A 10,105-nucleotide genomic window follows, 5' to 3' on the forward strand; every position below is an offset into this window, starting at 1 on the left:
CCGTGGCCGTGGCCTACGGGGTGCTCAGCTTCGCGGCGAGCCTGCCGGGCGTGCTCGTCCTCGTCGCCCGCCGGTCCGCGCGCCCGCCCGGCGGCTTTGGCACCGTGGCACCGGGCCCCGAGCCGCACCACGCGCCCGGCGGACACTACCCGCGCTCGCCGCCCGTGCCGGTCAGCAGGGAGAAATACGCGCCGAAGGAATCCACGAGGCTCGCCAGAAGGGCCTTGCCCTTTTCCGCCGAACCCAGCGAAGGACGCCCGACGACACCGGAATCGGTATAGGCGGACATACCGAGGGAGAGCAGATGACGCCGGTCGTCCGCGATGAAATCGGCCGTCTCGTGACCGGGCCGGACCCATTCCGGGTGCGTGTGCAGAAGGACGGAGGTCTCGATCTCCCCCGCGTGCATGTCGGTGAGCAGCGAGGTGGCCACCCCCGCCCGCTCCCGTGCCGTCTCCCAGTCCTCGGCGGCCGGGAACAGCGCCATCCGCTCGCCGCGCGCGGAGGCCTCCTGGACGACGTTGCCCAGGACGTAGTTCCCGCCGTGCCCGTTGACCAGCACCAGGGCGTCCACGCCCGACCGGCGCAGCGAGTCCGCCACGTCCCGTACCACCGCGTGAAGGGTCACCGAGGAGATGCTGACGGTCCCCGGCCAGGCCGCGTGCTCGTGCGAGCAGGCGATGGTCACCGGAGGGAGGAGGTGCACGGGATGGACCGCGGCGATCTCCCGGGCCACGGCGCAGGCGACGAGCGTGTCGGTCGCCAGCGGCAGGTACGGGCCGTGCTGCTCGTAGCTCCCGACGGGAAGGACCGCGACCTGCCGCGCGACACCGGCCCCCCGCCTGCGCACGTCCTCCGTGGTGTCCGCCGGCACCAGGCCGTGCCCCACGTCCCCGGCGCCCCTCGTCGTCGAACCACCCATGTCCACACGGCCTTTCGTCTCGTCACAAGAACTCGCCACAAGAACTCGCCACAGGAACTCGGCACAGAACTCGGCATAGGAACTCGGGAATCATGACAGAAAAAATCGGCGTACTCGGCAAGAAGGCACCGCAGCGCACGGACGTGGAACGCGTCGTGAATGTCCCGCTGCCGACCGCGTACGGGAATTTCCAGGCGATCGGATACTTCGACCACGAGCGCGGCGACGAGCAGGTCGCCCTGGTCCACGGCGAGATCGGCACCGAGGACGTGCTGACCCGGCTGCACTCGGAGTGCCTGACGGGGGACGCGTTCGGCTCGCGGCACTGCGAGTGCGGCGACCAGCTAGCCTCCGCGCTGCGTGCCGTCGTCGCCGAGGGCGGCGGTGTCGTCGTGTACCTGCGCGGGCACGAGGGCCGCGGCATCGGCCTGCTGGCCAAGCTGCGGGCGATGGCGTTGCAGGCGGAGGGACTGGACACGGTGGAGGCGAACCTCGCCCTCGGCCTGCCGGTCGACGCCCGGGACTACGGCGTGGCCGCCCGCATCCTCGACGACCTGGGCGTGGGGTCGGTCCGCCTGATGTCCAACAACCCCCGCAAGCGGGAGGCGTTGGTGCGGCACGGCATCCGGGTCGCCGAGCAGGTGCCGCTGCTGATCCCGCCGTGCGAGTCCAACATCACCTACCTGCGCACCAAGCGGGAGCGCCTGGACCACCACCTGCCCCACCTGGACGCGGTGGCGCACCTGTCCTGACGGCCGGGGGCCCGCCGTCGGTGGGCCCGGCCGGCCGGGCCCACCGGGGTCAGACCGTCACCGTCTCCGGCTGCGCCGCCTCCCGGCGGCCCCGCTCGCCCAGCTCCTCGGTCGGCACCCGGTGGGTCTCGCGGGCCGAGAGCGCGGCGATCACCGGCGGGACGCACAGAGCGGCCGTGAACAGGGCCACCGCGAACCAGTCGTCACCGTCCGGACCGGCGATCTGCGCCGCGAAGGTGACCGCGAACCCCGCCACCGCGAAGCCGATCTGCGTGCCGATCGCCACGCCGGACAGCCGGACCCGGGTGGAGAACATCTCGCCGTAGAAGGCCGGCCACACGCCGTTCGCGGCGCTGTAGACGACACCGAAGGCGAGGATGCCCAGCAGGAACGTCAGCGGGTAGGAGCCCGTGGAGATCGCCCACAGGTACAGGAACATCGCCACCGCGCTGCCGGCCGCGCCGATCAGGTACACCGGGCGGCGGCCCAGGCGGTCCGACAGCGTGGCCCACAGCGGGATCGCGGCGAGCGCGACGACGTTGGCCAGGGCGCCCACCCACAGCATGGCGGTACGGGACATGCCGACCGAGTCGCTGGTGGCGTACGCCAGCGCCCACACCGTGAAGATGGTGCTGACCGAGGCGATGAGCGCGCCGGCGATCACCCGCAGCACGTCCGCCCAGTGGTCGTGCGCCAGCACCGCCAGCGGCATCTTCACGACGCCCTCCGTGGCGGCCTGCCGGGCGAAGGCCGGCGTCTCGTCCAGCTTGCGGCGGATGACGTAGCCGACGACGGCGACCACGACGCTCAGCCAGAACGGCACGCGCCAGCCCCAGGACAGCAGGTGCTCCTCGGGGAGCGCGGCGACCGGCAGGAACACCAGGGTGGCGAGCAGCTGTCCGCCCTGGGTGCCGCTGAGGGTGAAGCTGGTGAAGAAGCCGCGCCGGTGCGGCGGCGCGTGCTCCAGCGTCATGGAGTTGGCGCTGGCCTGCTCGCCGGCCGCCGATATGCCCTGAAGGACGCGGCACAGCACCAGCAGGACCGGGGCGAGGGTGCCGACCTGGTCGCGGGTGGGCAGACAGCCGATGAGGAACGTCGACACGCCCATCAGGATCAGCGTGAACACCATGATCTTCTTGCGGCCGAGGCGGTCGCCGATGTGCCCGAGGAAGAACGCCCCGACCGGGCGGGCGGCGTACGCGACGCCGAACGTGGCCAGCGACAGCAGGGTCGCGGTGGCCGGGTCGGACTCGTCGAAGAAGATCTCCGGGAAGATCAGGGCGGCGGCGCTGCCGTAGATGAAGAAGTCGTAGTACTCCAGGGCGCTGCCGATCCAGGCGGCGGTCGCGGCCTTCTTCGGCTGGCCGGGCGGGGCGGCGTCGCGGGGGGCGGGGACGGACACGGCGTTGCTCCTTCGGGGGGACTCCACCGTAGGCGGAGTGAGCGGAGGGGAGAAGTGCCGATCGGCTAATTAACCCACTGGATAGTTAGTCGCGGTTGGGTAGGGATGTTGCGCCGAGGTGTCCCGGGTGTCAAGGGGTGGTGACGTACGCAAGCCGCCGGGCTCAGTCCCCGGCGCGCTCCGCGGTGAGGTAGGCGATCACCATGTCGCCCAGCATGGTGCGGTAGTGCTCGCGCTGCTCGGGAGCGACCAGGTCGCGGCCGAACAGGGCCCCGAAGGTGTGCCGGTTGGCGACCCGGAAGAAGCAGAAGGAGCTGATCATCGCGTGCAGGTCGACGGCGTCCACGTCGGCCGTGAACAGCCCCGACTCCTGGCCCGCCGCCAGGATCCGGCGGATCACGTCCAGCGCCGGCGAGCCGATCTTCCCCAGCCGTTCCGAGGCCGCTATGTGCTCGGCCCCGTGGATGTTCTCGATGCTGACCAGGCGGATGAAGTCCGGGTGCTGCTCGTGGTGGTCGAAGGTCAGCTCCGCGAGGCGCCGGATGGCGGCGACCGGGTCCAGGTGCTCGACGTCCAGTCGCTGCTCCGCCTCGCGGATCACGCCGTAGGCGCGCTCCAGGACGGCCGTGAACAGCTGCTCCTTGCCGCCGAAGTAGTAGTAGATCATCCGCTTGGTGGTGCGGGTGCGGGCGGCGATCTCGTCGACGCGCGCCCCGTCGTACCCCGCCCGGGCGAACTCCTTCGTGGCCACGTCGAGGATCTCGGCCTGGGTGCGGGCGGCGTCGCGGATGCGCCCGTTCGGTCGTGCCGGTTCGTCGACGCTGGTCATCGGGTTCCTTCGGCCGGGGCGGGGGGCAGTGCGGTGATTGTAGAAGCCCGGTCCGCCGGCCGGGCCGGGAGCGGGCAGGTCTTCCCCTGTCCCTCACCTGGCTGCTATGACTAACGTACTGGTTCGTACATTAACTTGCTCTCGGGCGGCAGCCCGAGCCGCTCAGGAGGTCCAGGTGGCCAAGGACTCGTATCTCGTCGGACTGATCGGTTCCGGCATCGGCCCCTCGCTCAGCCCGGCACTGCACGAGAGGGAGGCCGACCGCCAGGGCCTGCGCTACCTGTACCGGCTGATCGACATCGACAACCTCGGCGTCCCGCCGGAGGCCGTCGGCGACCTGCTGCGCGCCGCCCGCGACCTGGGCTTCGACGGGCTGAACATCACGCACCCGTGCAAGCGGCTCGTCATCGACCACCTCGACGCGCTCTCCCCGCAGGCCGAGGCGCTGGGCGCGGTCAACACCGTCGTCTTCGACGGCGGCCGGGCGACCGGCCACAACACCGACGTCACCGGCTTCGCCGCCTCCTTCGCCCGGGGGCTGCCCGACGTGTCCGTGGAGCGGGTCGTCCAGCTCGGCGCCGGCGGTGCGGGCGCGGCCGTGGCGCACGCCATGCTCACCCTGGGCGCCGGGCGGGTCACCGTCGTCGACGCGCTGCCCGAGCGCGCCGCCGGCCTCGCCGCCTCCCTCGGCCGGCACTTCGGCGCGGGCCGGGCCCAGGCCGCGGCACCGGACCGGCTGCCGGAGCTGCTGGCGAGGGCCGACGGCCTCGTGCACGCGACCCCCACCGGCATGGCCGCCCACCCCGGACTGCCCCTGCCCGCCGGCCTGCTCCACCCCGGTCTGTGGGTCGCCGAGGTGGTCTACCGCCCGCTGGAGACGGAGCTGCTGCGCACCGCCCGCGCCCTGGGCTGCGCCGTGCTCGACGGCGGCGGCATGGCCGTCTTCCAGGCCGCCGACGCGTTCCGCCTGTTCACCGGGCGGGAACCCGACAGCGCACGGATGCTCGCGGACATCGCCGGCCTCGCGGGCGCCGTCCCGGCCCGCAAGTAGGAGAGATCCGGACACCGCAGGACCGCAACCAAGTCCGGAACACAGAGAGGTACCGACGTGCGCACGTCCATCGCCACCGTCTCCCTCAGCGGATCCCTCACCGAGAAGCTCACGGCCGCCTCCCGGGCCGGCTTCGACGGCGTGGAGATCTTCGAGAACGACCTGCTGGCCAGCCCCCTGACCCCCGAGGAGATCCGCGCCCGCTGCGCCGACCTCGGTCTGACCATCGACCTCTACCAGCCGATGCGGGACGTCGAGGCACTGCCGCCGCAGGAGTTCGCCCGCGCCCTGCGCCGCGCCCGGCACAAGTTCGAGCTGATGCGCAGGCTCGGCGCCGGCACCGTCCTGGTGTGCTCCAGCGTCTCCCCGCACGCCGTGGACGACGACGCGCTCGCCGCCGAGCAGCTCGGCGCGCTCGCGGACCTGGCGCAGGAGTCCGGCATCCGCGTCGCCTACGAGGCACTGGCCTGGGGCCGCCACGTCAGCACCTACGACCACGCCTGGCGCATCGTCGAGGCCGCCGGCCACCCCGCGCTCGGCACCTGCCTGGACAGCTTCCACATCCTCTCCCGCGGAAGCGACCCCAAGGGCATCGAGGACATCCCGGGCGAGAAGATCTTCTTCCTGCAGCTCGCCGACGCCCCCCTGCTCGCGATGGACGTCCTGCAGTGGAGCCGTCACTACCGCTGCTTCCCCGGCCAGGGCGGCTTCGACGTCGCCGGGCTGCTGCGGCACGTGCTGCGCACCGGCTACGACGGTCCGCTCTCCCTGGAGGTCTTCAACGACGTCTTCCGCCAGTCCGAGGCCGGCCCCACCGCCGTGGACGCCCAGCGCTCCCTGCGCGTGCTCCAGGAGACGGTGGGCCTGACCGCGCCGCCGGCACCCGTCGTCCCGAGCGGGTTCGCCTTCGCCGAACTGGTCACGCCCGACGCCGAACCCGTCGCCGCCCTGCTCGCCGCCCTGGGCTTCGCCCGCACCGCACGCCACCGCGGCAAACCCGTCGACCTCTGGCAGCGCGGCGAGGCGCGCATCCTGGTCAACACCGGCCCCGCCGAACGCCGCGACGGCACCCGGCTCGCCGCCGTCGGCCTGGAGTCGCCCGACCCCGAGGGCGCCGCCCGCCGCGCCGAAGCCCTGCTCGCCCCGGTGCTGCCACGCCGCCGCGGCCCCGGGGACGCCCCGCTGGAGGCGGTCGCCGCCCCGGACGGCACCGAGCTGTTCTTCTGCGCCACCCGGCGCCCCGGACTGCCCGACTGGCGGGCGGACTTCGAGGACACCGCGAGCGCCTCCGACGCCGACGACGGATGGCGCGTGGACCACCTCTCCCTCACCCAGCCCTGGCACCAGTTCGACGAGGCGGCGCTCTTCCACCGCAGCGTCCTCGGCCTGCGCCCGCAGGAGAGCGTGGACGTCGCCGACCCCTACGGACTGCTGCGCAGCCGCGCGGTCACCAACGACGACGGGAGCGTCCGGATCGTCCTCACCGTCGGCGCGGCCCCGACCGACGACACCGCGCACGCCCAGCACATCGCGCTGGCCACCGACGACGTGGTCGCCGCCGCCCGCCGCTTCCGCGCCGCCGGCGGCCGGCTGCTGCCGATCCCCGCGAACTACTACGACGACCTCGCGGCCCGCTACGAGTTCGCCGACGGCGAGCTGGAGACCTACCGCGACCTGGGCATCCTCTACGACCGCGACGACCACGGCACCTTCCGCCACTGCTACACCCGCACGGTCGGCCGGGTCTTCCTCGAACTCCTCCAGCGCGACGGCGGCTACCGCGGCTACGGGGCGGCCAACGCCCCCGTGCGCCTGGCCGCGCAGCACGCGGTGCGCGGGTTCACTGGCGGCTGACGGTGCGGGTGACACCGGCGACCACCGTGGTGGCCAGGATCCAGCCCATGAGGATCAGGAAGTACGACAGGGTCTGGTACCAGCCCTCCGGGGCGAAGGCGTTCTCCTGGCCGAAGGAGATCACCGGCAGCAGGAGATCGAGCGTGTAGAACACCGGGTTGAAGTCCGGGGACTCGGCCGGCTTGAGCGGTGGCGGATGGCGCAGGCCGTACACGACCGAGCCGACGGCGAGCAGCGACAGCAGCCAGCCGCAGGCGCGCAGCGGACGGAAGCCGTAGCCGACCGTGGCGTCCTGGAGGTGTCCCCAGGCGCGGGCGTACCAGGGCAGGGTGCGGCGGTGCCGGCGCTGCTTGGCGAGCTGGACCAGGCGGGCCGCGTCATCGTCGCCGCTCCTGCGGTACGCGGCCGTCAACTGCTCGTAGGCGTAGGGCAGATAGCCGTCGCCGTCCCGCTCCAGCATGGGCAGCCGCTGCTGCGCGGGCACGTGGGGCAGCAGGGCGGTGTAGGTCAGGTCGCCGAGGTACACCTCGTCCGGCACCATCTCGGGGGCCAGGGTGAGCATGTCTATCTGGGAGCGGCGCAGCCTGAGCGCGCCCTCGACGCTGCCGGGGCGGAACAGCCACAGCTCCCCGATGACGCAGCTGCTGGCGCGCAGCGCCGTGCCGCCGGGGCAGGACAGGTGCGCGTGCGCCAGATCGAGGGTTCCCGGGACACGGGCGCCCTGGAAGTCGAGCCGGCCCCTGGCGCGCAGACACGTGGCGGTGACGCCCGAGCCGACGGACAGGCCCTGCGCGTCCAGCGCGGTGCCGTCGCCCGCGTCCAGGTCGGCGTCCCTGAGGGTGAGCCGTCCGGCGACGGAGGCGCCGCTGATCCGGACCTGGCCGCGCGTGCGCAGCCCCGGGGCCCACAGGTCGGCGCCGAGGACGGCCTGGTTCAGCTGGAGCACCGGCCCTTCGGCGTCCGGCGCGTCGATCTCGGCGCCCTCCAGGTACAGGCTGCCGGTCACTTCCGCCCCGCCGAGCCGGACCATCCCGCCGAACCGGGTGCGGGTCAGCCGCAGTACGCCGTCCACCCGGACCGCGTGCGCGACCAGCCCGGGCAGGACGGATTCGCTCAGGTTCACCTCGCGCAGCCGCGCCGCGTACAGCCTCGGCACCTCGTCGAAGTGGCAGTGCCGCAGCCGCACGGGATGGTCGACCGTCGCGTACTGCAGCTCCAGGGGGCCGGTGATGCGCGCGCCCGACAGGTTGAGCGCGGCCGTCTCACCGTCCTGCTGGGGGCCCGCCAGGAGCAGCGCCCGCAGCACGCCGGCCCGTACGGTCCGCTCCGGTCCCCAGGTGCCGCCGCCGGTTGCGTCCTCGCCCCGCGCGGCACGGAAGTCCACCGCCTCGCCGGTGGCGAACGCCCGCCGGACGCGCGCCTCGGCCGGTGTCAGATCGTTGAGCTCCATCGCGGGGACTCTGACCCGAACCGAGCGGTCACGTCAACGCCCCCGCTCGACAGGACTGTTGGGCGAGGGCGTGGACGGCGGGCAACAGGCGTTACTTCTTGGCGGCCTCCACCGCGTGGCCGCCGAACTGGTTGCGCAGCGCGGCGATCATCTTCATCTGCGGCGAGTCGTCCTGCCGGGAGGCGAACCGGGCGAACAGCGACGCGGTGATCGCGGGCAGCGGGACGGCGTTGTCGATGGCCGCCTCGACGGTCCAGCGGCCCTCGCCGGAGTCCTCGGCGTAGCCGCGCAGCTTGTCCAGGTGCTGGTCCTCGTCGAGGGCGTTGACGGCGAGGTCGAGCAGCCAGGAGCGGATGACGGTGCCCTGCTGCCAGGAGCGGAAGACCTCGCGGACGTTGTCCACGGAGTCGACCTTCTCCAGCAGCTCCCAGCCCTCGGCGTAGGCCTGCATCATGGCGTACTCGATGCCGTTGTGGACCATCTTCGAGAAGTGCCCTGCGCCGACCTTGCCCGCGTGGACGTAGCCGTAGGGGCCCTCCGGCTTGAGCGCGTCGAAGACCGGCTTCAGGCGCTCGACGTGCTCCTCCGCGCCGCCGACCATCAGCGCGTAGCCGTGCTCCAGGCCCCACACGCCGCCGGAGACACCGGCGTCGACGAAGCCGATGCCGCGCTTGCCGAGCTCCTCGGCGTGCTTCTCGTCGTCCGTCCAGCGGGAGTTGCCGCCGTCGATGACGATGTCGCCCGGCTTGAGCACGCTCGCGAGCTGGTCGATGACGCGCTGGGTGGGGCCGCCGGCCGGGACCATGACCCAGACCGCGCGGGGCGCGGCGAGCTGGTCGGCGAGCTCGACCAGATTCTTGACGTCGGAGAGCTCGGGGTTGGTGTCGTACCCGACGACCTCGTGGCCGGCGTTGCGCAGGCGCTCGCGCATGTTGCCGCCCATCTTGCCGAGACCAACAAGACCGATCTGCATGTCAGTGCACTTCCTTCAGTTCGCGGTAGGCGGCCACCAGCGCGGCCGTGGAAGGGTCGAGGCCGGGCACCCGGGCACCCTCGGTCAGGGCGGGCTCGACGCGCTTGGCCAGGACCTTGCCGAGCTCGACGCCCCACTGGTCGAAGGAGTCGATGTTCCAGATAGCGCCCTGGACGAAGACCTTGTGCTCGTACAGCGCGATGAGCTGGCCCAGCACCGACGGCGTCAGCTCGGTGGCCAGGATCGTCGTGGTGGGGCGGTTGCCCTGGAAGGTGCGGTGCGCGACCTGCTCCTCGGGCACGCCCTCCGCCCGGACCTCCGCGGCGGTCTTGCCGAAGGCCAGCGCCTGCCCCTGGGCGAACAGGTTGGCCATCAGCAGGTCGTGCTGCGCCTTCAGCTCGTCGCTCAGCTCGGCGACGGGCCGGGCGAAACCGATCAGGTCGGCCGGGATCAGCTTGGTGCCCTGGTGGATGAGCTGGTAGTAGGCGTGCTGCCCGTTGGTGCCGGGCGTGCCCCACACCACCGGCCCGGTCTGCCACTCCACCGGGTGGCCGTCGCGGTCCACCGACTTGCCGTTGGACTCCATGTCGAGCTGCTGGAGGTACGCCGTGAACTTCGACAGGTAGTGGCTGTACGGCAGCACCGCGTGCGACTGGGCGCCGAAGAAGTTGCCGTACCAGACCCCCAGCAGACCGAGCAGCAGCGGGGCGTTGGCCTCGGCCGGGGCGTTGCGGAAGTGCTCGTCGACGATGCGGAAGCCGTCGAGCATCTCCCGGAAGCGGTCCGGGCCGATGGCGATCATCAGGGACAGGCCGATCGCCGAGTCGTACGAGTACCGGCCGCCGACCCAGTCCCAGAACTCGAACATGTTG

9 protein-coding genes are annotated in these 10,105 nt (G+C 72.4%); 3 read left to right on the forward strand and 6 right to left on the reverse strand.

Annotated elements, in window-relative coordinates; all coding sequences use genetic code 11:
- Positions 1–145 precede the first annotated feature (145 nt).
- The gene (locus H0H10_RS19020; RefSeq protein WP_188182201.1) at positions 146–922 is read right to left on the reverse strand and encodes a creatininase family protein; all 777 of its coding nucleotides are present in this window, start codon (positions 920–922) and stop codon (positions 146–148) included.
- Between the two features lie 92 nt (positions 923–1,014).
- On the opposite strand from H0H10_RS19020, the gene ribA reads away from it, so the two are divergent.
- Complete coding sequence (ribA, locus tag H0H10_RS19025; protein WP_188182202.1) at positions 1,015–1,674, forward strand: GTP cyclohydrolase II; 660 nt, start codon at positions 1,015–1,017, stop codon at positions 1,672–1,674.
- A gap of 49 nt (positions 1,675–1,723) precedes the next feature.
- On the opposite strand, the gene H0H10_RS19030 is transcribed toward ribA, so the two are convergent.
- Complete coding sequence (locus H0H10_RS19030; RefSeq protein ID WP_188182203.1) at positions 1,724–3,076, reverse strand: MFS transporter; 1,353 nt, start codon at positions 3,074–3,076, stop codon at positions 1,724–1,726.
- Positions 3,077–3,239: 163 nt separating this feature from the next.
- Positions 3,240–3,905, reverse strand: a complete 666-nt coding sequence (locus H0H10_RS19035; RefSeq protein WP_188182204.1) for a TetR/AcrR family transcriptional regulator — start codon at positions 3,903–3,905, stop codon at positions 3,240–3,242.
- A gap of 175 nt (positions 3,906–4,080) precedes the next feature.
- Here H0H10_RS19035 and H0H10_RS19040 point away from each other — a divergent pair, with 175 nt between their 5' ends.
- Complete coding sequence (locus tag H0H10_RS19040; protein ID WP_188182205.1) at positions 4,081–4,956, forward strand: shikimate dehydrogenase; 876 nt, start codon at positions 4,081–4,083, stop codon at positions 4,954–4,956.
- 57 nt (positions 4,957–5,013) lie between these two features.
- The gene (locus H0H10_RS19045) at positions 5,014–6,810 is read left to right on the forward strand and encodes a sugar phosphate isomerase/epimerase and 4-hydroxyphenylpyruvate domain-containing protein (protein WP_188182206.1); all 1,797 of its coding nucleotides are present in this window, start codon (positions 5,014–5,016) and stop codon (positions 6,808–6,810) included.
- Here the strand turns inward: H0H10_RS19045 and H0H10_RS19050 are convergent.
- The 3 genes from H0H10_RS19050 to H0H10_RS19060 form a co-directional block, all read right to left on the reverse strand.
- Positions 6,797–8,260 (reverse strand): membrane-associated oxidoreductase, encoded by a 1,464-nt coding sequence (locus tag H0H10_RS19050; RefSeq protein ID WP_188182207.1) that lies wholly within the window; start codon positions 8,258–8,260, stop codon positions 6,797–6,799. The genes H0H10_RS19045 and H0H10_RS19050 overlap by 14 nt on opposite strands.
- Before the next feature lie 91 nt (positions 8,261–8,351).
- Positions 8,352–9,233, reverse strand: a complete 882-nt coding sequence (gene gnd / locus H0H10_RS19055) for a phosphogluconate dehydrogenase (NAD(+)-dependent, decarboxylating) (RefSeq protein WP_188182208.1) — start codon at positions 9,231–9,233, stop codon at positions 8,352–8,354.
- A gap of 1 nt (position 9,234) precedes the next feature.
- The coding region (locus H0H10_RS19060) for a phosphoglucose isomerase-related protein (RefSeq protein WP_507227371.1) at positions 9,235–10,105 on the reverse strand (871 nt) is incomplete at its 5' end.

Source organism: Streptomyces griseicoloratus, assembly GCF_014534645.1.
Lineage (GTDB): Bacteria > Actinomycetota > Actinomycetes > Streptomycetales > Streptomycetaceae > Streptomyces > Streptomyces griseicoloratus.